At 67.4% G+C, this 23,800-nt stretch carries 21 protein-coding genes; 8 read left to right on the forward strand and 13 right to left on the reverse strand.

The features are described 5' to 3' along the window. The first annotated feature begins 121 nt into the window (after positions 1-121). The gene (locus M1247_RS29465) at positions 122-1,465 is read left to right on the forward strand and encodes an MFS transporter (RefSeq protein WP_317159948.1); all 1,344 of its coding nucleotides are present in this window, start codon (positions 122-124) and stop codon (positions 1,463-1,465) included. Between the two features lie 73 nt (positions 1,466-1,538). On the opposite strand, the gene efeB is transcribed toward M1247_RS29465, so the two are convergent. The 3 genes from efeB to efeU are packed head-to-tail and all read right to left on the reverse strand — an operon-like array spanning position 1,539 to position 4,943. Next, positions 1,539-2,858 carry an iron uptake transporter deferrochelatase/peroxidase subunit gene (gene efeB / locus M1247_RS29470; RefSeq protein WP_317159949.1) on the reverse strand — a complete coding sequence of 440 codons (1,320 nt, stop codon included), beginning with the start codon at positions 2,856-2,858 and terminating at the stop codon, positions 1,539-1,541. Next, positions 2,839-4,005 carry an iron uptake system protein EfeO gene (gene efeO, locus M1247_RS29475; RefSeq protein ID WP_317159950.1) on the reverse strand — a complete coding sequence of 389 codons (1,167 nt, stop codon included), beginning with the start codon at positions 4,003-4,005 and terminating at the stop codon, positions 2,839-2,841. Before efeO ends, efeB begins: the two co-directional genes overlap by 20 nt. Beyond that, positions 4,002-4,943 carry an iron uptake transporter permease EfeU gene (efeU, locus tag M1247_RS29480; protein WP_317159951.1) on the reverse strand — a complete coding sequence of 314 codons (942 nt, stop codon included), beginning with the start codon at positions 4,941-4,943 and terminating at the stop codon, positions 4,002-4,004. The genes efeO and efeU overlap by 4 nt, the downstream gene beginning before the upstream one ends. A 183-nt stretch (positions 4,944-5,126) precedes the next feature. Here efeU and M1247_RS29485 point away from each other — a divergent pair, with 183 nt between their 5' ends. The 5 genes from M1247_RS29485 to M1247_RS29505 all read left to right on the forward strand — a co-directional run bounded on the left by M1247_RS29485 (position 5,127) and on the right by M1247_RS29505 (position 9,357). Beyond that, positions 5,127-5,858: a lytic transglycosylase domain-containing protein gene (locus M1247_RS29485; RefSeq protein WP_317159952.1), complete on the forward strand. Its 732-nt coding sequence runs from the start codon at positions 5,127-5,129 to the stop codon at positions 5,856-5,858. Between the two features lie 64 nt (positions 5,859-5,922). Next, positions 5,923-7,212, forward strand: coding sequence for a phosphopyruvate hydratase (gene eno, locus M1247_RS29490; RefSeq protein ID WP_317159953.1), 1,290 nt, complete (start codon positions 5,923-5,925; stop codon positions 7,210-7,212). Positions 7,213-7,218: 6 nt separating this feature from the next. Then, positions 7,219-7,938 (forward strand): FtsB family cell division protein, encoded by a 720-nt coding sequence (locus M1247_RS29495; RefSeq protein WP_317159954.1) that lies wholly within the window; start codon positions 7,219-7,221, stop codon positions 7,936-7,938. Continuing rightward, positions 7,931-8,422: a DUF501 domain-containing protein gene (locus tag M1247_RS29500; protein WP_317159955.1), complete on the forward strand. Its 492-nt coding sequence runs from the start codon at positions 7,931-7,933 to the stop codon at positions 8,420-8,422. The genes M1247_RS29495 and M1247_RS29500 overlap by 8 nt, the downstream gene beginning before the upstream one ends. Continuing rightward, positions 8,413-9,357: a Ppx/GppA phosphatase family protein gene (locus tag M1247_RS29505; protein WP_317159956.1), complete on the forward strand. Its 945-nt coding sequence runs from the start codon at positions 8,413-8,415 to the stop codon at positions 9,355-9,357. The genes M1247_RS29500 and M1247_RS29505 overlap by 10 nt, the downstream gene beginning before the upstream one ends. 71 nt (positions 9,358-9,428) lie before the next feature. Here M1247_RS29505 and M1247_RS29510 read toward each other — a convergent pair whose 3' ends face one another. From M1247_RS29510 to M1247_RS29535, 6 genes are all read right to left on the reverse strand, one after another. Next, on the reverse strand, positions 9,429-10,469 hold the full coding sequence (locus tag M1247_RS29510; RefSeq protein ID WP_317159957.1) for a DUF1942 domain-containing protein: 1,041 nt from the start codon (positions 10,467-10,469) through the stop codon (positions 9,429-9,431). A 140-nt stretch (positions 10,470-10,609) separates the two neighbouring features. Continuing rightward, complete coding sequence (locus M1247_RS29515) at positions 10,610-12,169, reverse strand: radical SAM protein (protein ID WP_317159958.1); 1,560 nt, start codon at positions 12,167-12,169, stop codon at positions 10,610-10,612. After that, entirely contained in the window at positions 12,166-12,645 is a 480-nt protein-coding gene (locus M1247_RS29520) for a hypothetical protein (protein WP_317159959.1), read from the reverse strand. The genes M1247_RS29515 and M1247_RS29520 overlap by 4 nt, the downstream gene beginning before the upstream one ends. Continuing rightward, complete coding sequence (locus tag M1247_RS29525; protein WP_317159960.1) at positions 12,642-13,427, reverse strand: prolipoprotein diacylglyceryl transferase; 786 nt, start codon at positions 13,425-13,427, stop codon at positions 12,642-12,644. The genes M1247_RS29520 and M1247_RS29525 overlap by 4 nt, the downstream gene beginning before the upstream one ends. Before the next feature lie 16 nt (positions 13,428-13,443). Continuing rightward, the gene (locus M1247_RS29530; protein WP_317159961.1) at positions 13,444-14,148 is read right to left on the reverse strand and encodes a ZIP family metal transporter; all 705 of its coding nucleotides are present in this window, start codon (positions 14,146-14,148) and stop codon (positions 13,444-13,446) included. Positions 14,149-14,571: 423 nt separating this feature from the next. Continuing rightward, a complete protein-coding gene (locus M1247_RS29535) occupies positions 14,572-14,925 on the reverse strand; it encodes an ArsR/SmtB family transcription factor (RefSeq protein ID WP_317159962.1) in 354 nt (117 codons plus the stop codon). 118 nt (positions 14,926-15,043) lie between these two features. Between M1247_RS29535 and M1247_RS29540 the strand changes: the two genes are divergently transcribed. After that, on the forward strand, positions 15,044-16,990 hold the full coding sequence (locus M1247_RS29540; protein WP_317159963.1) for a heavy metal translocating P-type ATPase: 1,947 nt from the start codon (positions 15,044-15,046) through the stop codon (positions 16,988-16,990). Positions 16,991-17,100: 110 nt separating this feature from the next. On the opposite strand, the gene M1247_RS29545 is transcribed toward M1247_RS29540, so the two are convergent. Beyond that, positions 17,101-18,969, reverse strand: coding sequence for a propionyl-CoA synthetase (locus M1247_RS29545; RefSeq protein ID WP_317159964.1), 1,869 nt, complete (start codon positions 18,967-18,969; stop codon positions 17,101-17,103). 137 nt (positions 18,970-19,106) lie between these two features. Between M1247_RS29545 and M1247_RS29550 the strand changes: the two genes are divergently transcribed. Further along, a complete protein-coding gene (locus M1247_RS29550; RefSeq protein ID WP_317159965.1) occupies positions 19,107-19,580 on the forward strand; it encodes an SRPBCC family protein in 474 nt (157 codons plus the stop codon). Positions 19,581-19,713: 133 nt separating this feature from the next. Here M1247_RS29550 and M1247_RS29555 read toward each other — a convergent pair whose 3' ends face one another. From M1247_RS29555 to M1247_RS29565, 3 genes are read right to left on the reverse strand one after another with little or no spacing between them, the layout of a single operon-like run. Then, positions 19,714-20,403 (reverse strand): response regulator, encoded by a 690-nt coding sequence (locus M1247_RS29555; protein ID WP_317159966.1) that lies wholly within the window; start codon positions 20,401-20,403, stop codon positions 19,714-19,716. Beyond that, positions 20,400-22,937 (reverse strand): DUF4118 domain-containing protein, encoded by a 2,538-nt coding sequence (locus tag M1247_RS29560; RefSeq protein ID WP_458695264.1) that lies wholly within the window; start codon positions 22,935-22,937, stop codon positions 20,400-20,402. Before M1247_RS29560 ends, M1247_RS29555 begins: the two co-directional genes overlap by 4 nt. Positions 22,938-22,944: 7 nt before the next feature. Continuing rightward, positions 22,945-23,799 carry a potassium-transporting ATPase subunit C gene (locus tag M1247_RS29565; protein WP_317159968.1) on the reverse strand — a complete coding sequence of 285 codons (855 nt, stop codon included), beginning with the start codon at positions 23,797-23,799 and terminating at the stop codon, positions 22,945-22,947. Between the last annotated feature and the right edge of the window lies 1 nt (position 23,800).

A 23,800-nucleotide genomic window follows, 5' to 3' on the forward strand; every position in this document is an offset into this window, starting at 1 on the left:
GGTGAATATTGCGCAATCGGTTGTTTACAGGGATTTCTCGTGTTTCACTGACTTGGCCGTGACCTGGGACGCAGGGCAGGGCCCACGTACTATCACCCACTGCGCGCCGATAGGAGCCGCCATGGTCAACGTCACCGATCAGAAGCCACCCACCACGAGCAAGCTGCGAAGGGTCGTCGCTGCGTCGATGGCCGGCACCGTGATCGAGTGGTATGAGTTCCTGCTCTACTCCGCGTCCTCGGCGCTGGTCTTCGGCACCCTGTTCTTCCCGGAGAGCGACAACGCCCTCGACGGCGTGATCAACGCACTGCTGATCTACGCCGTCGGCTTCATCGCCCGCCCGCTCGGCGGGTTGGTCTTCGGCTACTTCGGTGACCGGGTGGGCCGCAAGAAGTTGCTCCAGGTCAGTCTGCTGCTCGTCGGTGCGTCCACGTTCGCGATCGGCTGCATTCCGGGCTACGCGAGCATCGGCATGCTGGCTCCACTGATCCTGGTGGCCCTGCGTTTCCTCCAGGGTGTGGGTGTCGGTGGCGAATGGGGCGGCGCCGTGCTCCTGGTCGCCGAACACAGTCCGAACGAGAGTCGTTCATTTTGGACCAGCTGGCCACAAGCTGCCCTGCCACTGGGGAATTTCGTTGCGACACTGGTGCTCATGGGCCTGTCCTTCGTGATGCCCGAAGCGGCGTTCCTGTCCTACGGCTGGCGCATCGCGTTCTGGCTCTCGGCGCTGATCGTCATCGTCGGCTACTACATCCGCACCAAAGTCGATGAGGCACCGCTGTTTGTCGAGGCCCGCGAGGCCGCTGAAAAGTCGGCGGAGCCCACGCCCAGTGCCCTCCAGGTCATCAAGAAGTATCCGCGTCAGGTACTGATCGCGATGGGCGCCCGGGTGGCCGAGAACATCATGTATCAGATGGTAGTCACGTTCTCAATCACCTATCTGGCGTTCACCATTGGCAGCACGACGACTGAGATCCTCGGTCTCATCCTCGGTGCGCACGCCATCCACTTCATCGTCGTGCCGCTCTTCGGGCGCCTTGCCGACAGCTGGGGCCGCAAGCCGGTGTTCCTGTTGGGCTCGGTACTGGCGATCGGATGGGGGTTCGTCGGCTTCCCGCTGTTGTCGACCGGGAACGACTTCTTCATCTTCCTGGGAATCACCCTGGGGCTCTTGGTGCACGGCCTGATGTATGCGCCGCAACCGGCGATGATGGCGGAGATGTTCCCTACCCGCATGCGCTACACCGGTGTCTCGCTCGGCTATCAGGTGACATCGATCTTCGCAGGCTCATTGGCTCCGTTCATCAGTACTTCGCTGTTGCGGTCATATGAGTCCTGGGTGCCCGTCGCGTGCTATCTGGCTGTGGCCGCGGTGATCTCGACGGTGGCGGTGAGCTTCCTGACGGAGACCAAGGGCATCGATCTGGCCGATCTCGATGCCCGGCCCGCCGAGCCGCGAGAGTGAAGCCAGTGCGAAGAATCGGCGAAATCCTCGCAGAGGCTTCACGTTCGGCGCCCGGCCCGCCGGCCGGGCCCATCTAAGCGAACAGTGTCGAACCCCAGTAGGCCGATGAGTCGTCTTCGCGCAGCCCGGGCGGGCAGGCGAACACCGCTGTGCCGGTGTGGGTGATGTACTCGTTCATCGCGTCTTTGCGGGACATCTCGCCGAGCATGGGGATGAACTGCTTTTCGGGGCTGCGCACGAATGCGATGAAGAACAGGCCGGCGTCGAGATGGCCGAATCCGTCGGTGCCGTCGGTGAAGTTGTAACCGCGGCGCAGGATTTCGATACCGCCGAGATTCTCGGGTGACACCAGACGCACGTGGGCGTCCTTGTCGATCAGCGGATTACCCTTGTCGTCGGCCAGGTCGAGGTCGAGTTCCTCGAACTCTTCTTTCAGACCGTTGGGCGCGCCGCTGCCCTTTTGCCGACCGATGACCCGCTCCTGTTCGAGCAGGGTGGTGCGGTCCCAGTTCTCGATGCGCATCCGGATGCGTCGGGTCAGCAGATATGTGCCACCGGTCAGCCAGTCCGGGCCGTCACCGTCGGCCACCCACACGTTCTTGTCCAGCAGATCGGTCTCGTCGGCCTTCAGGTTGGCCGTTCCGTCCTTGAACCCGAACAGGTTTCGCGGTGTGGCCTGATCCCGTGTGGTGGACGAGGTGCGGCCGAATCCCAGCTGGGAGTAGCGCACCGCCACGGTTCCGAACCCGACCCGGGCCAGGTTGCGGATCGCGTGCACCGCGACCTGGGGATCGTTGGCGCAGGCCTGCACGCAGATGTCCCCGCCCGAACGGGCCGGGTCCATCGTCTCGTTGGGGAACTTGGGCAGGTCCTGTAGCTCGGCAGGCCGTTTGTCGGCGATACCGAACCGGTCTTTGCCGTCCTTGAGGAAAAACGACGGTCCGAACCCGATGGTCAGGGTCAGCTGCGAGGCAGGCAGACCGAGGGCCTCCCCGGTGTCCGACGGCGGGGCATACGGGTTGCCGTCCACGGCTCCGCCTGCCTCGGTTTCCTCGCCTTGGGTCATCCGCTCGGCCATCGCCGTCCACTGCTGGAGCAGGGCGACGACGTCCTCACGCTTGTCGGTGGTGACGTCGAACGAACAGAAGTGCATCCGGTCCTGGGCTTCGGTGATGATCCCGGCCTGACGGTCACCTCGAAATGGCACCGGCCCGCTCAGCGCACCGTGCGGGGAGGTCGATGCCGCCGAGGCCCGGCCGGCCAGCGCACCTGCGCTGGCCGCACCGACCACTGCCGCGGTTACCCCCGCCGCGCCGAACAGCTTGCGTCGCGAGATACCCGACGACGGCTGGGGGGTTTCCGGATCAGCGGGCTCACTGATGGGCGATGACACCCTGCACCTGGCTCACCTCTTTGCTCAGCGCGTCGATCGCGCGCGACAGCTCCTGACGTTGCGGCTCGGTCACCTTGTCGTAGGAGACGAAACCATCGCCTTGACGGTACTTCTCCAGCAGCGCCTCGACCTCGGCGAACCGCTGGTCGACACGCTTGCCCAGTTCGGCGTCGCGCTCGTCGAGGATCGGGCGCACCGAGGCCACCGCGGTCTGGCTGCCCTCGACGTTGGCCTTGAAGTCCCACAGGTCGGTGTGGCTGAAGATGTCCTCTTCACCGCTGATCTTGCTGATCGAGATCTCATCGAGCAGGCCCTGCGCGCCACCGGCGATCTGGGTGGAGTCGATCGTCCAGTCCGGGGCCTTCACACCGGCATCGAGCTCTTTGACATCAGCGACCAGCTGGTCGGCGATCGCGTTGCTGTCGGGCTGCAGCCCGGTCACCCACAGATCCTTCTCCAGGCGGTGGAAGCCGGTCCACTTCTGGCCGGGCTCCAGGTCGGCCTCGCGCAGGTCGATGCGGGGGTCGAGGTCGTTGGGGAACGACTCGGCGACCGGCTCGATGCGCTCGTAGTAGGTACGGGCCGTCGGGAACAGGGACTTGGCCTTGGCGATGTCCTTGGCCTTGACCGCCGCGACGAATGCCTCGGTCGCAGGCACCAGTGCGTCGGTCTGGCTGTTCACGTACCGCTTGTAATTGTCGGCGGCTTCCTTGAACTTGCCCTCGGTGTCGACCTGCACGGCTTCACCGGTGACCACGAAGTCGCCGCGGATGCCTTCGCCGACCATTCCTGGCCGGCACGAGGTCTGGTACGTGCCCGGCTGGGTCAGCTGCACGATCAGCTGGCGCTTGAGACCGGGGGAGATGTTCTCCACCTCGCCCATGACGCGCTCGCCCTCGCTGTAGACGTAGAACTCGGTGACCTTGCTGCCGCTGTTGTTGACGACGAACGTGCTGGGTCCGGTCACTGCCTCGGTTCCCGACAGCTTGCACTCGGTGTCGGAGGCATCGACGGTGATCTGCGCGGGCTTGCCTGCGCCGTCCTCGGTCGTCGCGCTCTCCTTTGCCTGGCAGCCGACCAGCGAGAAACCGGCAAGCAGCGCGGCAGACGCCGCGACTCCTGTCTTCACGGCAGGGGTGATCTTCACGTGGTCGACCTTTCGGATGAGGTGGAGGTCTCCGGGTCGACACTCGGCTCGGAGGGTTCGGGCGCGGTGGGGGATGCGCCGGAAATTCTGGTGGGCTTCAGGAACAGGGCGAGCACCACGACGATGTAGGCCAGCCAGGCGATCAGCTGCAGCACCGTGGGTGTCGGGTCGATGTTGAACACGCCCTGGACGATCTCGCCGTACCAGGCCGACCAGTCGAACCAACCCTGGCTCATGTCGAACGCGACGTTGCCCAAACCCGGCAACCAACCGACGGTCTGCAGAGCCTTGACGCCGTAGGCGAGGATGCCTGCCGCCACCACGATCAGGAAGACGCCGGTGTATTTGAAGAACTTCGCCAAGTTGATGCGGACCGCGCCGACGTACATGCCGTAGGCGATCGCGGCGGCGATCAGCACACCGATGATCAGCCCGGTGAGCGGCCAGAGGGTTTCAGCCTCGGCATAGCCGACCATGAACAACGCGGTTTCGACGCCCTCGCGACCGACCGCCAGGAACGCCAGCAGGGCGATCGCCGGGCCGCCCGTCTGCAGGGCCCGCGACATCTCTCCGCGCAGCTCACCGGACATGGATGCGGCGGCTTTCTTCATCCACAGCACCATGGTGGTGACGATGACGACGGCCAGCAGCGACGCGATGCCTGCGATGGCCTCGGCGCCAAGGCCGCTGATCGTGTTCTCGCCGAACTGGATCACCAGGAAAACAGCAACGGTCATGGCGATCGCCGAGCCGACGCCCAACCACACCCATTTCAGGGCGTCTCTGCGCTCGGCTTTGACCAGGAAAGCCACCAGGATGGAGACGACGATCGCGGCCTCAAGCCCTTCACGCAGACCGATGAGACCGCTGCCGAACAGCTGTGATGTGACGTTGGATGCGGCCAGTACGCTGGTCGGAACGTCCGCGACAGGAGTCATCTGAGCATCCTCGCTAGACCCGGATGGAACACGTAGCCTTGGCTTGCCATAGCAAGGCGTGGCTCACCTTATCAGGGGGCAATCGCTGTTCGGTCGGCTTGTGGTGGGGGCTGTCGGTCTACGCGCCAGTCATGGCGCATGGGACGATGGGCGACGAGTCAGAAGCGGGGTTGAGGGAGTCCGGTGTCGCCAGTTCGTTGGCTGCGGGCTGTCGCGGTAATTGGGGCGACAGCACTGCTGATGGCTTCCAGCTGTTCGTGGCAGCTCGGTATCCCCATCCCGGACGGCGTGCCGCCGCCGGCGGGGGACCCGGTGCCGGCGATCGACACCTATGCCAAGGGGCGGCCGGCTGATCAGCTGCACGAGTGGGCGCTCGAACGGGCACCCCGCCTCGAGCTGCCGGTCAACGCCCTGGAGGCTTACGCCTATGCCGCGCGCGTCGCACAGGTGGAGAACCCCAACTGCAACGTGGCCTGGACGACGCTGGCCGGGATCGGCATGGTGGAGAGCCACCACGGCACGTATCGCGGCGCGATGATCGCCCCCAACGGGGATGTCACCCCGCCGATCCGCGGAGTGCAGCTGGACGGAACCGCGGGCAACATGCTGATCGCCGACACCGACGGCGGGCGCCTCGACGGCGATCCCCACCTGGACCGCGCCATGGGTCCCATGCAGTTCATCCCGGAGACGTGGGGCCATTTCGGGGTGGACGCCAACAACGACGGCAAGGTCAACCCGGACAATTTCGACGATGCCGCACTGTCCGCGGCCGGAGTGCTGTGTTGGTACGGCAAGGACCTGTCGACGCCGCGGGGCTGGATGAACGCCCTGAAGGCGTACAACTACTCCGAGCAGTACGCCCGCGTCGTGCGGGACTGGGCGACTGCTTATGCAGAAGGTCACCCCCTCTAACACGCTGCACGCCGGGTCACGCTCTAGGCTCATGCGGTAGCGCCAGCACAATAAGGAGAAACCAGTGCCCATCATCGAGCAGGTCGGAGCCCGCGAGATCCTCGACTCGCGCGGCAACCCCACGGTCGAGGTCGAGGTGGCCCTCACCGACGGCACATTCGCCAGGGCCGCGGTGCCCTCAGGCGCATCGACCGGAGAGCACGAAGCGGTCGAGTTGCGCGACGGCGCCGCCCGCTACGGCGGCAAGGGTGTGGAGAAGGCCGTGGAGGCCGTGCTCGACGAGATCGCTCCCGCGGTCATCGGTCTCGGTGCCGACGACCAGCGGCTGGTCGATCAGGCCCTGCTGGACCTGGACGGCACCCCGGACAAGTCCCGGCTGGGCGCCAACTCGATTCTCGGTGTCTCCCTGGCGGTCTCGAAGGCCGCCGCGGAGTCGGCCGGGCTGCCCCTGTTCCGGTACCTGGGCGGGCCCAACGCGCACATCCTTCCGGTGCCGATGATGAACATCGTCAACGGTGGTGCGCACGCCGACACCGGGGTGGACGTGCAGGAATTCATGGTGGCCCCGATCGGCGCGCCGTCCTTCAAGGAGGCGTTGCGCTGGGGCGCCGAGGTATACCACTCGCTGAAGGCGGTTCTCAAGAAGCAGGGCCTGTCCACCGGTCTCGGCGATGAGGGCGGGTTCGCGCCCGATGTGCCGGGCACCAAGGCCGCACTGGACCTGATCTCCTCGGCGATCGAGGCGGCCGGTTTCTCGCTGGGATCCGATGTTGCGCTGGCCCTCGACGTGGCGGCCACCGAGTTCTTCACCGCGGGGACGGGTTACAGCTTCGAGAAGGAAACCCGCAGCGCCGAGCAGATGGCGGAGTTCTACGCCGGGCTGCTCGACTCCTACCCGCTGGTGTCGATCGAGGACCCGCTGTCCGAGGACGACTGGGACGGGTGGGTGGCCCTGACCTCGGCGATCGGTGACCGGGTGCAGCTGGTCGGCGACGACCTGTTCGTCACCAATCCCGAACGCCTCGAAGAGGGCATCGAGAAGGGCGCGGCGAACGCGCTGCTGGTCAAGGTCAACCAGATCGGCACGCTCACCGAGACTCTGGACGCCGTGGCGCTGGCACACAACAGCGGCTACCGCACCATGATGAGCCACCGCAGCGGCGAGACCGAGGACACCACCATCGCCGACCTGGCGGTGGCGGTGGGCAGCGGCCAGATCAAGACCGGTGCCCCGGCCCGCAGTGAGCGGGTGGCCAAGTACAACCAGCTGCTGCGCATCGAGGAGATCCTCGGCGACGCCGCCCGGTACGCCGGTGACCTGGCGTTCCCGCGGTTCGTGTTGGACGCCAAATAAGACGCGATGCCCGACCCGAAGCGGCCCGATCCGAAGCGACGGTCCCCGGCCTCCAGACCTGGTAGGCCGGGCAAGTCCGGCGAGTCGAATCGGCCGCGGGCCGGGCAGACGCGGCGTCGCGCGACGGAGGCGCGTTCGACGGAGGCGCGGGCGACGCCATCCGAACCGGTGGCCGATGAGACCGTCTCCAAAGCGATTGCCGTACAGGCTCAACAGCAGGCCGAGCTGCAATCCGAACAGCGGTTCGGTTCGGCTGCGCGACGAGCCGCCATCCTCGCCGCGGTGGTGTGTGTGCTGACGCTGACGATCGCCGGTCCGGTGCGCACCTATTTCGCACAGCGGACCGAGATGAAGCAGCTCAAGGCTTCCGAACAGCAGTTGCGGGAACAGATCGCCGAACTTGAGGAGCAGAAGGTCAAACTCGCCGATCCGGTCTTCATCGCCGCCCAGGCCAGGGAACGGCTGGGCTTCGTGATGCCCGGCGACACGCCCTATCAGGTGCAGCTGCCGCCCGGTGCCGCGGTGCCCGCCGAACCGGGGGCTCCCGGGCTGCCGGGGACGACCGTGCCCGCAGGCCAGCCCTGGTACACCTCGCTGTGGCACACGATCGCCGATCAGCCGCACGGGGTTTCACCGACCGTTGCGCCCGCGCCGCCCGCACCGGGTGGCCCACCGCCCGCACCGGGCGGACCGGCGCCCGCCCCGGTACCAGGCCCCGGTGGTTGAGCCCGCCGACCTCGAGGCGGTCGCGCGGCAATTGGGCCGTGAACCTCGAGGTGTCCTCGAAATCGCCTACCGCTGCCCAAACGGGGAGCCCGGTGTGGTCAAGACTGCGCCCAAATTGCCTGACGGCACACCGTTTCCGACGCTGTACTACCTCACGCACCCGGCGCTGACGGCCGCGGCCAGCCGGCTGGAATCCTCTGGGCTCATGCGGGAGATGACCGAGCGGTTGCAGCAGGACCCGCAACTGGCGGCAGCGTATCTGGCCGCCCACGAGTCCTATCTGGCCGAACGTGACGCGATCGAGCCACTGGGCACCACGTTCACCGGCGGCGGCATGCCCGACCGGGTGAAGTGCCTGCACGTGCTGATGGCCCATTCACTGGCCAAAGGCCCCGGGGTCAATCCGCTGGGCGATGAGGCGTTGGCGGTACTGGCCACCGAGCCGGCGATGGCCGGGATACTGGAGCGCAACACATGGGCATGAACCGGGTCGGCGCAATCGACTGCGGTACCAACTCGATCCGGTTGCTCATCGCCGATGCGGTCGATGGCCGCCTCGTCGACGTGCATCGCGAGATGCGGATCGTGCGGCTGGGCCAGGGCATCGATGCCACCGGTGAATTCGCGCCGGAGGCGTTGGCGCGCACCGAATCAGCGCTGATCGACTATGCCGCGTTGATGACCGGGCACTCGGTGACGGCCGTGCGGATGGTGGCGACCTCGGCCGCCCGCGATGCCGGCAATCGTGACGAATTCTTCGCGATGACCTCGCGGGTGCTTGGCACCGTGGTGGCGGGCAGCAGTGCGGAGGTGATCACCGGAACCGAGGAGGCGGAGCTGTCGTTCCGCGGCGCTGTGGGCGAACTGGATTCCGCGGGAGCACCTTTCGTGGTCGTCGACCTGGGTGGCGGCTCCACCGAGTTGGTGCTCGGCGCGCAGCAGGTGCAGGCCAGCTTTTCCGCCGACATCGGATGCGTCCGGCTAACGGAGCGGTGTCTGCATTCGGATCCGCCCACCGCCGCCGAGATCGCACAGGCGCGGGCGGTGGCCCGCGACGGACTGGCCGAGGCGCTGCGGGCGGTCCCGGTGGACGGGGCCCGCACCTGGGTCGGGGTGGCAGGCACCATGACCACGTTGTCGGCACTGGCGCAACGGATGACCGAATATGATGCCGACGCGATTCATCTGTCCCGCATCGGTTTCGGTGACCTGCTCGGGGTGTGTGACGAGCTGATCGCGATGACACGCGCACAGCGGCTGGCGCTGGGTCCGATGCATCAGGGCCGCGCCGATGTCATCGGCGGCGGCGCGATCATCGTCGAGGAGTTGGCGGCGGTGCTCGCCGAGCGTGCCGGGATCGACGAACTGATCGTCAGCGAACACGACATCCTTGACGGCATCGCCTTGTCGATCGCCTGAATCCCCAAGCACTGCAGACGAAAACGGCCGAACGCGGTGATCCGCGTTCGGCCGTTGCCGTCGTGTCGTGATTAGGCGGCAGGCCCGTGGTTGCTCACCGGAGCGGCGGGTGCCGTCGTGGTGGGCTCGACGATCGGAGCCGGTGCACCCGGGGCGGGCACCTCGTTGGCGGCCGGAACCGGCTCGGTTCCGGCGGGAACCACGGCCGGGGCCGGCTCGGCGCCCGCAGGAACCATGGCCGGCTCCGCCGGCGGGACCGCGGTCGCGGCGTTGCCTGCTCCGGCGGGCGCCGGGGCACCCTCGGCGACCGGGGTGCCGTGGGCAACCGGAGCCGGGGCGGCGGCGGGTGCCGCGGTGGTCTCGGTACCGGCGGGAACGGGTGTTCCCTCGGCCCCGGCCACGACCGGGGTGCCTTCCGAACCTGCGGCCAGCGGGGCGCCCTCGGTGGCGGCGGGCAGGTCGGTGGCGCGGCTACCTGCGCCGGCCGGGGTGGCTGTGGTGCCGGCCGGAGCGGGCGTGGCCACGGCCGGTGCCGCGGTGGTGCCTTCGGGAGCCTCGGCTGCCGCGGCGGGTGCCGGGGTCGTGATGACCTGTGCCGGGCTGCTGGTGCTGCCGCTCTGAGCGGGTGCCGCTGCCGGCTTGTCCCACACCAGCAGGTCGTTGCCGCCGGAGTTGTACGCCACGGTGGTGGGGTCACCCTCGGTGACGTCGAAATAGATCTTTCCGGTGGTCTTCTGGCCCTGGGCGAGCGTGGCCGGGTTGACGCCATCGGGGCTGGCGACCTGGAAGAGGGCGCGGTAGTTCTTACCGTCGGCGGCCCGTGCGTTGAAGTTGGAGACGATCGGGGTGGCCGAGCCCTGCAGTGCCTCGTCCGTCGCGGTGACCTCCCACAACGTGCCGTTCACGTGGTAGGGGAGCACATCGGTGCTGGGCTTGAGGTTGCTGATGGTCCAGCTCTGCACCACGTTTCCGGTGTCCAGCTTGGCCTGACTGCCGAGGGCGGCGTTGGTGACGGCACTGTCGTCGGCCAGCGCGCTCGGCGCCGTGGCAAGGATGGCGGCGGCGGCGAGTGCCGCGGCAGCCAGCGCCGTATTGATATTGGTGATCTTCAAGGCATTCACTCCTGAGTGGGTCTGACAGGGCGGCACGCCCCGACAGTGGGGATGCTCACTTGGATCGAAGTTATCAGTTTAAGAGGACGGTTAGGAACAGCAGTTGCAGATTGTGCCACTGGAACATGGCAGCAAGGCGTCTAGCGGGTCTCGACAAGGGGTAGCGCCCGACCGGCGCTCACCGAGAGTCGTTGGCGCCCGAGTGCAGGCCAGGCCTGGACGGCGCAGAACGGCGCGCACTGATTGACCTCGGGCGAGCGGGTTCCGACGTGGACGCAGCATTGCACCAGGCGTTCTTCGATCATCGTGGACATATCCATGAATGGTTTGACGGTCAAGCGCACCACGCGCTCCCCGAGCAGCCTGCGGATCTTGCGGCGGCGCCCGGGTAGCGCCGAAGACGCCAACGTCAGCAGCGTCGACATGCCGAGGTCACAGCTGTCGCAGATGGCGCGCCAGACATCGCCCATCTGCGGATGCGACAGCGACGACTGTTCCGAGAGCAACCCGAGCAGCGATTCCTGCACCGCCAGGCGCAATTGTTGGGGGATCTCGGTGTCGGCGATGCGGTTGGCTACCAGCCCGAGCTTGTCCTTGAGATTGTCGGTGCCGATCAGCGATACGAGCGACCGCCACCGACCGCTGTCGTCGCGGATCAGGTAGCCCACCGAACAGCAGTGCGGATGCGAGCAGGGCAGTGCGGTGAGGTCGCGCCATGTCACCGCGTCGGCCGTCTGTGGCCCGAGCCGTTTGAGTACCCCGGTGTGCGTGAGCCGGTCCAGCGCATCGATGTGGCCCGAGCGGCCCGAGCCGAACTGGGGCTGGATGGTGAGCCCGCCGACGTAAGGGGTGTCCAGTGCCAGCTGGACCATCGACCCGATCTCGTCGTCGTTGACGCCGAGTGCAGCGGTCATCACGAGCGTGGTGAAGATCTCGGCCTGCGACAGACGCTGCAGGGCTTGGCTTTTCACGCGTCTCAGGTCGCCGCCGCGGTGGTGGCGGTGGGCGGTTTCGGACAGTCCGTCGTACTGCAGGTACACCTCGACCCGTTCGCGATGCACGGTGAGCAATTCGAGCAGGCCGTCATCGGTGGCAATGCGAACGCCGTTGCTGTTGATCAGGATCCGGGTGATCGGCCGCGACACGAGCTCGGTGAGCAGGTGGGCCAGGTCCGGATGCAGTGTCGGTTCCCCGCCGCTGAGCATCAGGACGTCGAGCCTGCCGTTCTCACGGGCCAATCGCTGGTCCACATTGGCGAGTACCTCGGCAACCGGCACCACATCACGCAGGTCGGGGGAGCTGGCGGTGAAACAGGTCGGGCAGCGCAGGTTGCAGGTCTCGGCGATGTCCTCCAACAGAATGCAGGTGTGCTGGGTCTGCATCTCGGGCAGTCCGCGGAGGTACGCCGACGGGATCGGGTCGAAATTACCTGCGACATCGGGGGTGTGCGTCTTGGTGGGTGCGGTCCACTCCTCGAGGTAGGACAGGATCTCGGGGTCCTCGTCGTAGAGGGTGCGTACCCGTCCGTGCGTCGGGCAGCCGCGTTCCAGCCAGATCCGGCCGTCGTGCTCGATCAGCATGCCGCTCAGTCGGGCGACGTCGGTCAGCGGCCGTTCGGGTGCTTCGTCGTGGCAACGCGGGCAGAACGCCGTCACATAGCGGTGCAACCGGTCACCGCGCAGTCCCATCCCGGCTGTCATGTGCTGTACATCGTCGGGTTGATGCCGGTGCAGAATCCGGCGGTGAACAGCGAGACCAGCGCCCAGCCGATCATCAGACCGATGCCCAGGCCTTTGGCATGCGGACTGCGCGAGCGCAACAGGAGCGCCCCTCCGCCGAATGCGATCACCGCCAAAAGCACTGCGGCGAACGCGAACACCACGTTCGTACTGCCGCCGTCGCTGTCGACCGCGCCGGCGCCGATGAACGCCATGAAACCGAGGATCAGGTTGATGCCCGCGTACAGCAGCGGGCCGAGGAACACCATACCGATCGAGATGCGCGGCGGTGGCGGCGGTTGGGGTGCGTACGGATAGCCCGTCGGTGGTGGCGGGTAGCCCGGCGGCGGCGGAGCGTTGTACAGGTAGGCGGGCGGAATGTCCTGTGGCGGAAGACCTTGAGGGGGAACACCGTCGGGGGACTCCTCCGGCGGGGGCCCCGATGGTGGTGACGTCATACGGGCACTTCCTGTTCGTGGACGCAACGGCGATAGTACCCACGTCGGTGGCCGTACCACAGCCGAATTCCGATGATCAGCAAAGACGGCAGCAGGAACCATTGCGGGCGGGTGAGATCCAGCCAGACGGTGTCGTTGGCGCGGGTGAACTCGACGGTGAACCGGAATACCGCATACGCCGCGACGTAGAGGACGAAGAGTTCGCCGGGATGGCTGATCCTGGTGCGCAGCCACAGCAGAACGATGAACGCGACGAGTTGGAAGGCGATCTCGTAGAGGAAAGACGGGTGCATTGCCTGTCCGGCAAGGCATCCGGGACATTCGGGAACGGTGGCCGGTGCGTGTATGCCCCATGGCAGGGTGGTGGGCCTGCCGGGCGCCTCGGTAAGGTGGCAGCCGATGCGCCCGATCGCCATGCCGAGGGCGACGGCGGGTGCGAACAGGTCGCCGGTTTTGCCGCGGTACCCGCCGAGCCGCTTGGCGATGAGCACGCCCAGGTATGCGCCGAGCAATCCGCCGAGGATGCTGCGCGAACCGTACTGCCAGGCCTGGGCGAGGCTCGGATTGGCGCTGAAATCCAGGTGCCTGGCCCACCCGGACAGTCGCATGCCGATCGCCCCGCCGATGAGGGCCCCGGCCACCGCGACGACCGACTGCTCGTTGACCGCGCCGCGCCTGCGGGCCTCGGCGACGAACACCAGCATCGCGGCAAGGACTCCGAGCGCGACGAACAGTGCGTGCACCGGAATGGTCACCGGCCCGAGATGCCACTGCGGGATCACTCGCCGAACCTACCGCTCAGCTCGCCAGCGACAGGCCCGCCGCGACGGCGAATCCCAGCACCGCAGCGAGTCCGGCGTTTTCGCGCGCCTTCTCGGTGGCTTCGGGAATCATCGACCCGACCAGCATGACCAGCAGTGCGCCCGCAGCGAAGCCGTTGATCCCGCCGCGGAGTGCGTTGCCCGCGACCTCTTGCAGTTGGTAGCCGCCGACCGTGGCACATGCGCACAGCGCCGCCACCACGGTCCAGCCGCCCAGGATTCGGCGCACCGAATGCCCGGCGGACCGCAGATCGCTGGCCGATCCGATTGATTCGGGAAGGTTTGACACGAAGATGGCCACCACCAGCGCCAGGCTGACGCTGCCGCCACCGGCGATCCCGATGCCGAGAACCGCCTGTTCGGGGATGCCGTCGAGCAGGGCACCCAGCAGAAGAGGCAGCCCCGCGGTCTGTGCTCCACCCGCACCGAGCCGGTCCACCGCGGTGTCGGCCAGGTAGAAGACGATGGCGCCGACGGCCAGCCCGAGCGACACCGCCAATGCGCCGCCGACACGAAATCCTTCTTCCGCCAATTCAAATGAGATGCTGGAGATCAGCGCGCCGGCACCGAAGCCGAGTACCAGACCGATGAGGCGAGGATTCCAGTCGCGGACGACGCCGGCGACCGCGCCGAGGATCAAGGAAGAAGCGGCGACCAGGCCCCAGATCAGTGCGGTGAGCACAGCAGCAGCATACGGAGGATCAGGGCGGGGCTAGGGGTAACTCCAGGGCTCCAGGGAAGGTTGATGACGGCCTGCCGCCGGTTGCCCGGCAGGCAGGCCGTCCGACGGCGTCAGCGCCGTGCGTTGCAATTCGGGGGGTTGCCGCAGTGGTGGCCGCCGTCGCAGGCGTTGCAATGGCAGTTACATGAACCCTTGGTTGCTGCGATGTGCATCGTTGTTCAACTCCTTTTGTTGTCCGGGCCGTACCGGTGTTGGCCGGTAGCAAACGTCCGAACTCGCGTGGATATCAACATATGACTACTTCACAATAGTTCGGGTCAGTTCGAAAATAAAGGAATTCGGGCCGGGGTGGCGTTTGCCCGCGGGTGTGCGGTGTCGCCGTGAACGTTGCGTGAAAACTCTTGACCGAAAAGCTTTCTGACGTCAGGCAGTGGTATCGCGGGCACCGAGGCGCAGGTGCTCGATGTGATAAATGGCCTCGTCGAGAAGCTGGGCGACGTGAGTGTCGTAAAGCCGGTAGACGATATTGCGCCCGGATCGGTCACCGGTGACCAGGCCCAGCGCCCGCAACAGCCGCAATTGGTTCGATACCGCGGGCTGCTCCATGCTCACGGCCGCGGACAGTTCGGTGACCGAGCACGGCGACTCGCGCAGCCGGGTGAGGATCAGCAACCTGTTGGGTGAGGCCAGGGCCTGCAGGGTTTCGGCGACTTTCGCCGCCGAGGCGGCATCGAGGGATGCCGCCGGCGTGGTGCGCCCGTCGACTCCGTGACCCATCTGTCCATTCAAACATGTACGGCAAGTGAGGGTTGATACATTTCAATCTCTACATGTATAAAGGTGTGCGTTGTTGCATCTTTGCTGCCTCTTTTCGGCATCTGACGGGAGCCACTCGATGACCACCCTGGCCACCACGCCGATACCCGGGCGTCCCTCGCCGGCGCGGGGAGGTTCGGCGGGCTGGCTGTGGTCGGTGCCCTCGGTCCGGTGGGCCGCCGGGGCGCTCGTGCTGTTTCTCGCCGGACTGGCCGCACAGCTCGCGGACGCGCCGGAAGCGGTGTGGTGGGCGCTGTACCTGGCCTGCTACGTCACCGGCGGATGGGAACCGGCCTGGGCCGGCGTGCAGGCGCTACGGCAACGGACCCTCGACGTCGATCTGCTGATGATCGTGGCCGCCATCGGCGCCGCGTCGATCGGGCAGGTGTTCGACGGCGCGCTGCTGATCGTCATCTTCGCGACGTCGGGCGCACTCGAAGACGTCGCCACGAGACGTACCGAGCAGTCGGTGCTGAGCCTGCTCGACCTGACCCCCGACAGTGCCACGGTGGTCGAGGCCGACGGCGCCGAACGGGCGGTCGCGGCAGACTCCCTGCGGCCCGGGGACCACATCGTCGTCCGGCCGGGGGAGCGGATCTCGGCCGATGGCGCCGTCGTCGCCGGCGTCTCCGACGTCGATCAATCCTCGATCACCGGTGAGTCGCTGCCCGCGGCCAAACGGGCCGGCGATGAAGTCTTCGCCGGCACCCTCAACGGGGCCGGTGCCGCCCTACGGGTTGCGGTGACCCGTGACCCGTCTCAGACCGTGGTGGCCCGCATCGTGGCGATGGTGGCCGAGGCGTCGGCCACCAAGGCCCGCACGCAATTGTTCATCGAGAAGGTGGAACGGCGCTATTCGGTTCTGGTCGTGGCTGCCACGCTGGCGTTGTTCGCGGTCCCGATGCTGTTGGGTGCCGACCTGCGGTCGACGCTGCTGCGCGCGATGACGTTCATGATCGTGGCCTCACCGTGCGCGGTGGTGTTGGCCACCATGCCGCCGCTGCTTTCGGCGATCGCCAACGCCAGCAGGCACGGCGTGCTGGTCAAGTCCGCGGTCGCGATGGAGCGGTTGGCCGACACCACCATGGTGGCGCTCGACAAGACCGGCACGCTGACCGAGGGCCGACCGCAGGTGGCAGACGTGGTGGCTCTGGTCGGCATTGATGCCGATGTCCTCGGGACCGCGGCCGCCGCAGAACAATTCAGTGAGCATCCGCTGGGACGGGCGATCGTCGCGCGGGCGCGCGCCCGCGGGATCACGGTGCCGCATGCCTCGGGATTCGCGGCGTTGCCCGGCCGCGGTGTGCGGGCCACCGTGGCGGGGTCGGTCGTCGAGGTGCTCAGCCCGTCGGCGTACGCCGGTGCGGCGATCCCGGCGGTGCACCGGATCGAGGATGGCGGGGCGACCGTGGTCGTGGTCACCGTCGACGGCGCCGCCATCGGGGTGCTCGGCCTGCTCGACATGGCCCGGCCCGACGCCGACGGTGCGGTGCGACGGCTGAGCATGCTGACCGCGCAGCCGCCGGTGTTGCTGACCGGAGACAACGAGCGTGCGGCCGCACGGCTGGGCCACCAGCTCGGCATCGACGATGTCCGCGCCGGCCTGCTTCCGGACCAGAAAGTTGCTGCGGTGCAGCAGTTTCAGGCCGACGGACGACGGGTGCTGGTGGTCGGCGACGGCGTCAACGATGCGCCGGCGATGGCGGCCGCCCACACGTCGATGGCGATGGGCGCCTCGGGTGCCGATCTCACACTGCAGACCGCGGACGTGGTCACCATCCGCGACGAACTCGACACCATCCCGACAGTGATCGCGCTGGCCAGGCGGGCGCGCCGGATGGTCATCGCGAACCTCGCCATCGCCGCCACGTTCATCACCGTGCTGGTGGCCTGGGACCTGTTCGGGCACTTGCCGTTACCACTTGGCGTGGCCGGTCACGAAGGGTCGACCATTCTGGTGGCGCTCAACGGTCTCCGGCTGCTGAGCAGCCGGGCCTGGCGCCGCGCCTCCGGGGAGCCTTTCTAGCGCGAGACCTCTCAGCGCGAGATCTCAGCGCGAGACCTCTCAGCGCGAGCAGACAGTTCGGTACCCGGGAACGCGCATTCCCCGGTACCGAACTGTCTGCTCGCCGGGGGTCAGCGCTGCAAAACATCCTTGAGCGCTTCGAGCACCGACGGATCTTCGATCGTGGAGGGCACCGGCTCGTCACGGCCGTCGGCGATACCGCGCATGGTCTTGCGCAGGATCTTGCCCGAACGGGTTTTCGGCAGCGCGGCCACCACGTCGACGAGCTTGAAAAAGGCCACCGCGCCGATGTTTTCGCGCACCGCCTCGATCAGCTCGTCGGCCAACGCGTCGGCCGACGCCCCCGACTTGAGCACCACGAAGCCACGCGGAACCTGGCCTTTGATCTCGTCGGCAACACCGATCACCGCACATTCGGCCACCGCCGGGTGTTCGGCCAGCACGGCTTCGATCGATCCGGTGGACAGCCGGTGCCCGGCGACATTGATGACGTCGTCGGTGCGGCCCATCACGAACAGGTAGTCGTCGGAGTCGAGGTAGCCGCCGTCACCGGTGAGGTAATGGCCCGGGAACGCAGACAGGTACGACGAGACGTAGCGGTTGTCGTCACCCCACAGCGTCGGCAGGGTGCCGGGCGGCAGCGGCAGCTTGACGCAGATCGCGCCTTCTTCGTTCGCGTCGCACACCGTGCCGTCGGGCCGCAGGATCCGCACGTCGTAGCCGGGCATCGGCACGGTCGCCGAACCGGGTTTGATGTCCATCGGTTCCACGCCCATCGGATCGGCGGCGATCGCCCAGCCGGTTTCGGTCTGCCACCAGTGGTCGACGATCGGGATGCCGAGCTTGTCGGCGGCCCAATGGTAGGTGTCGGGGTCGAGCCGCTCGCCGGCCTGGAACAGATACTTCAGCGCCGACAGATCGTATTTGCCGATGAAACTGCCGTCGGGATCTACCTTCTTGATGGCTCGGATCGCCGTCGGCGCGGTGAACAGCACCTTCACCTTGTGCTCGGCGGCCACCCGCCAGAACGCCCCGGCGTCCGGGGTGCCGATCGGTTTGCCTTCGTAGAGAACGGTTGTCGCGCCGAGCAGCAGTGGCGCGTACACGATGTAGGAGTGGCCGACCACCCAACCGACATCGGAGGCGGCCCAGTACACGTCGCCGGGCTGGGTGTCGTAGACGTTGCGCATGCTCCACAGCAGCGCGACGGCGTGCCCGCCGTTGTCGCGGACGATGCCTTTGGGTTTGCCGGTGGTGCCCGAGGTGTACAGCACATACAGCGGGTCGGTGGCGGCCACCGGTACTGGGTCGGCAGGCGCCGCGGCGGCCACCAGCTCCTGCCAGTCGCGGTCCCGGCCGTCGACCAGGTCGCACGGGCTCTGTTCGCGCTGCAGGATGACGCAGGCGCTCGGGTGATGCTCGGCCATTTCCAGCGCGGCGTCGAGCATCGGCTTGTACTCGACGATGCGGGTCGGCTCGATCCCGCACGACGCGCTGACCACCACCACCGGACGCGCGTCGTCGATGCGGGCCGCCAATTCGTGGGCGGCGAACCCGCCGAACACCACCGAGTGCACGGCGCCCAACCGGGCGCAGGCCAGCATCGCGATGACCGCCTCCGGGACCATCGGCATGTAGATCACGACCAGGTCGCCCTTGCTCACCCCGAGGTCGCGCAGCGCCCCGGCGAACTTCGCGGTCGCGTCGCAAAGCTCCTGGTAGGTGTAGGTACGCTGGGTCCCGGTGACCGGCGAGTCGTAGATCAGCGCAGCCTGGTCGCCACGTTCGGACAGGTGCCGGTCTAGGGCGTTGGCGCAGGTGTTCAGCTCCGCGTCGGGAAACCAGCGGTAGAACGGCGGGTTGCTGTCATCGAGGATGCGTTGCGGCGCGCGCGTCCAGGTGACCGCCTTGGCGGCCTCGGCCCAGAACGTGGCCGGATCGGTGATGCTGGCGTCGAAGAGGTCGCGATAACCGGGCATACCGCAAACCGTAATCTGCGTCACGTGCAACGTCCGTGCAACCCTGCAAATCACATCCGAAGGAGACCTTTCGGTGCGGGGTTTGAGCCGGGCGGGTCCGGGTAGCCCATCGCCACAGTTCAAAGGGGGCATCCACGATGGAGTCATCTCCGGCGGCAGTCGACAGCTCGCTGACCGTCAAGCGCGATACGACAGCAACACGGCAGCAGCTGTGGAACGTCATCGCCGACGGCTGGACCTACTCACAGTGGGTGGTCGGCAACACCCGCATGCGCGCCGTCGACCCCAATTGGCCGGCCCCGGGCAGCGTCATCCACCACACCATCGGCATCTGGCCCGTCGTGCTCAACGACGAAACCGAGGTCGAGTCATGCACACCGCGTGAGGAACTGGTGCTGCGCGCCAAGGGAAGGCCATTCGGTGGCGCCCGCATCACGCTGCGGCTGCACGACACCGAGAGCGGTTCCCGCATCGAAATGGCGGAAGTGCCGATCGGCGGGCCGCTCAACTGGGTGCCCCGCCGGCTGGGCCTGCTGCTCGCTTATCCCCGCAACCGCGAATGCACGCAGCGGTTGGTGTCCCTCGCCGAACACCGATCTGAGCCGGAATGAGACATTGTCGCGCGCACCTTTCCCCGCGAGCAGACAGTTCGGTACCCATTTCGCCCGCGTATTAGGTACCGAACTGTCTGCTCGCCGGAGGAAGGTGACGGAAGAAGGTGACGGAAGAAGGCGACGGGGGAAGCTACTCGGTGAACCGGTAACCCATCCCCGCTTCGGTCAACAGGTGCACCGGGTGTGACGGGTCGTCTTCAAGCTTGCGGCGGAGCTGGGCCAGGTACACCCGCAGATAGTGGGTTTCGGTCGCGTAGGCCGGCCCCCACACCTCTTTGAGCAGCTCTTCGCGGCCCACCAGTTTGCCGCGGTTGCGCACCAGCATCTCCAGCATGCCCCATTCGGTGGGCGTCAGATGCACCTCGACGTTGTTCTTGGTGACCTTCTTGGCGGCGAGATCGACTGTGAAGGAGGCTGTTTCGATCACCGGCTCGTCTGTCTCGGCGGCAGCGGCACGTCGCACCGCGGCGCGCAGCCGGGCCAGAAACTCATCCATACCAAAGGGTTTGGTGACGTAGTCGTCGGCACCGGCGTCGAGCGCCTCCACCTTGTCGGAGGAATCCGTGCGCGCCGACAACACGATCACCGGGGCGGAGAGCCAGCCCCGCAGGCCCGCCAACACGTCGATACCGGACATGTCGGGCAGTCCCAGGTCGAGCACGATCACATCCGGGCGATGATCGGCGGCACTGCGCAGCGCGTCGGCTCCGGTGGCCGCCGTGCTCACCTCATAGCCGCGCACCGACAGGTTGATCCGCAGCGCACGAAGGATCTGCGGTTCATCGTCGATGACCAGCACCCTGGTCTTGTTCGTCGTCATACCGATCCGTCCTTCGGCGGTGCGGTAAGGTCGATTTCGACCGTGAGACCGCCGCCGGGGGTGTCCGTGGCCGCGATGGTGCCGCCCATCGCCTCGGTGAATCCGCGCGCCACCGACAGGCCGAGGCCGACGCCGCTGCTGGTGTCGTGATCGCCGAGTCGCTGAAACGGTGCGAACAACCGTTCTTCGGCGCCCCGCGGCATACCGGGGCCTTCGTCGATGACGGCGATCAGCACGCGGTCGGCGACCGGCCCCGCAGTGACCCGCACCGGGCCTGCCGGTGCGTACCGCAGCGCGTTGTCGATCAGATTGGCCAGCACGCGTTCCAGTAGACCACTGTCGGCCATCACCACCGCGTCGCCGACCTCGACCTTCACCCGGTCCAGCCCCTCCCTGGCGAAGCCGGTGGCGCCCTTGCTGATCCCCAGCAGGGCGCGCTGTACCGTCTCCTCCAGATACACCCGGCGCAGCTCCGGCCGGACCACGCCGGCGGCCAGCCGTGAGGAGTCGAGCAGGTTGCCGACCAGCGCGGTGAGCGCATCGATCGACTCCTCGATGGTGGCCAGCAGCTCGGCGGTGTCCTCGTCGGAGAAATCGACGTCGTCGCTGCGCAGGCTCGACACCGCGGCCTTGGCGCCGGCCAGCGGGGTGCGCAGATCGTGGCTGACCGCCGAGAGCAGCGAGCGGCGCAGCGCGTCGGCCTGCGCGATGGCCTCGGCTTTGCCTGCCTCCTCGGTCAACTCGCGCTGCTTGACCAGACCGGCGGCCTGCTTGGCCACCGCGCTCAGCACCCGCAGATCGCGGGCGGTGAGTTTGCGCCCGGCCATCAACAACCAGAACTCGTCGTCGCCGACCTCGACCGCGGTGTCCGCGGTGTCGACCTGCACACAGGGATCCTCGCCCACACAGGCCATGATCTGCGCGTCGCCGTCACTTTCCCGCAGCAGACTCACGGCGCGTTGCGAATACGTCTCCCGCACCCGTTCCAGCAGCGTGCCCAGATCCGCACCGCGCAGCACCGACCCGGCGAACAGCGTCAACAGCTCAGCTTCCTGCGACGCGCGCCTGGCCTCACGTGCCCGGCCGGCGGCCATGTCGACCAGCGCCGACACTGCCACGGCGACCATCAACAACACCACGACCGTGACGGCGCTGTCGGGTTCGGCGATGGTGAAGGTGTGCCGCGGGTCGGCCAGGAAATAGTTGAGCAGCAGCCCCGACAGCACCGCCGACAGCGCGGCGGGGGCGACACCGCCGAGGAGGGCGACCACCAGCACACCGATGAAGAACACCGCGCTTTCGCCGCTGACGCCGAGGTACGGGTCCAGCAGCGACACGATGAGCGCGCAGATGACAGACGGAACCGCCAGTGCGGCAAGCCAGGACGCCAGATGCCGCTGACGCTCGCTGGCCCACGACCATGCGAACGGGCTGCGGGCCTGCTCGTGGGTGACCATGTGGACGTCGATCTTCTCCGACCGCTGCACCACGGTGGAGCCGATGCCCTCATCGAAGACCCGGGCCCACCGGGACCGTCGCGAGGTGCCGATCACCAGTTGGGTGGCGTTGACCTCGCGGGCGAAATCCAGCAGCGCGGTGGGCACGTCGTCGCCGACCACCGTGTGCAACGTGGCGCCCAGGCTGGCGATGAGATCGCGGACCCGGCCCATCTGTGGCGCCGAGACACCGGAGAGCCCGTCACCGCGGACCACATGGACCACCATGAGTTCCGCAGAAGACTTCGACGCGATCCGGGATGCCCGACGCACCAGGGTCTCTGACTCCGGACCGCCGGTGACGGCGACGACGACGCGCTCGCGCGCCTCCCAGGTGTCGGTGATCTTGTTGTCGGCGCGGTACTTGGCCAGCGCGGCGTCGACCTGGTCGGCCAGCCACAGCAGCGCCAGTTCCCGTAGCGCGGTGAGGTTTCCGCGCCGGAAGTAGTTGGACAGGGCGGCGTCGATGCGTTCGGGCGCGTACACGTTGCCGTGGGACAGCCTGCGCCGCAGCGCCTCCGGGGTGATGTCGACGAGTTCGATCTGATCGGCGGCCCGCACGACCTCGTCGGGCACCTTCTCCTGTTGTTCGATGCCGGTGATCCCGGTGACGACGTCGTTGAGGCTCTCCAGGTGTTGCACGTTGACCGTCGTGATCACCGTGATGCCTGCGGCGAGCAGCTCCTCGATGTCCTGCCAGCGTTTGGCATTGCGGCTGCCCGGGGTGTTGGTGTGGGCGAGCTCGTCGACCAGCACCACCTGCGGGTTACGCGCCAGCACCGCGGCCACGTCGAGTTCGGGGAAACGCCCGCCCCGGTAGTCGATGTAGCGCGGCGCGATCACCTCGATGCCGTCGAGCAGTGCGGCGGTCTTCTTGCGGCCATGGGTCTCGACGACCGCGGCCACCAGGTCGGTGCCGCGTTCGATCCGGCGGTGCGCCTCGCCGAGCATCGCGTAGGTTTTGCCGACGCCGGGAGCTGCGCCCAGGTAGATGCGCAGCTCCCCGCGTTTGGTGGCGTTGGACGCCGGCGTGCTCACAAGCCCATCATCCACCAGCGGCAAGCGTGTCCAGCGCGATGTTCAGCTCGAGCACGTTGACCCGCGGTTCGCCGATGAATCCGAGCGTGCGGCCCTCGGTGTGTTCGGCGACCAACTGGCGGACCCGGTCGGGGCTGACGCCGCGGGCCTCGGCGACCCGGTTCACCTGCAGTTCGGCGTAGGCGGGGGAGATGTGGGGGTCCAGGCCGCTGCCGCTGGCGGTCACCGCATCGGCAGGCACCTGGGTGCGCGCCGCGCCGATGACCGGGACGAGCACCCCGGCGCTGTAGTCCTCCCCGCTCTTGGCGCACTGCACGCGTACACCGCGGTAGGTGCTCAGGAACGGTGTGGCCGGGCAGGGTTCGTTGATGCTGACCACCGTGGTGGGGTGCGCCACGGTGCCTTGGGCATCGCGCGGGCCGATCACCGACAGCACCGCACCCACCCCGCCCCCGGTGCAGAACGGCCGGGCGCCGCTCACCCCGTCCCGCTCGCCCACGGCCTGGCTGCGGGTGCACACCTCGGTGAGCAGGCTGCGCACGCGAGGAGCGTCAACGATGCTTTCCGGGCCCAGGTTGCTCGCACCGGAAGCCATCGGATCATAGTCACCCGCTGAGGGGCGGCTCTGGAAGTACTGCGGCAGCGGGTTGCCGTCGGCGTCGGTGAACTGCTGGCCGATCAGGCTGCTGCCCACCGGCTTTCCGCTCACCTCGATGATCGACCCGTCGGCGTTGTGGTTCAGGCCGGGGAGTTGGGCGACCAGCCAGATGAACAGCGGGTAGCCGATGCCGAGGACGACGGTGAGCACCAGCAGTGCCCGCAGCGCCGCGGCGTGTTGGCGGACCAGGTTCGTGAATTGCATG

This window comes from Mycobacterium appelbergii (assembly GCF_032883035.1).
In the GTDB taxonomy this organism is placed as follows: domain Bacteria; phylum Actinomycetota; class Actinomycetes; order Mycobacteriales; family Mycobacteriaceae; genus Mycobacterium; species Mycobacterium appelbergii.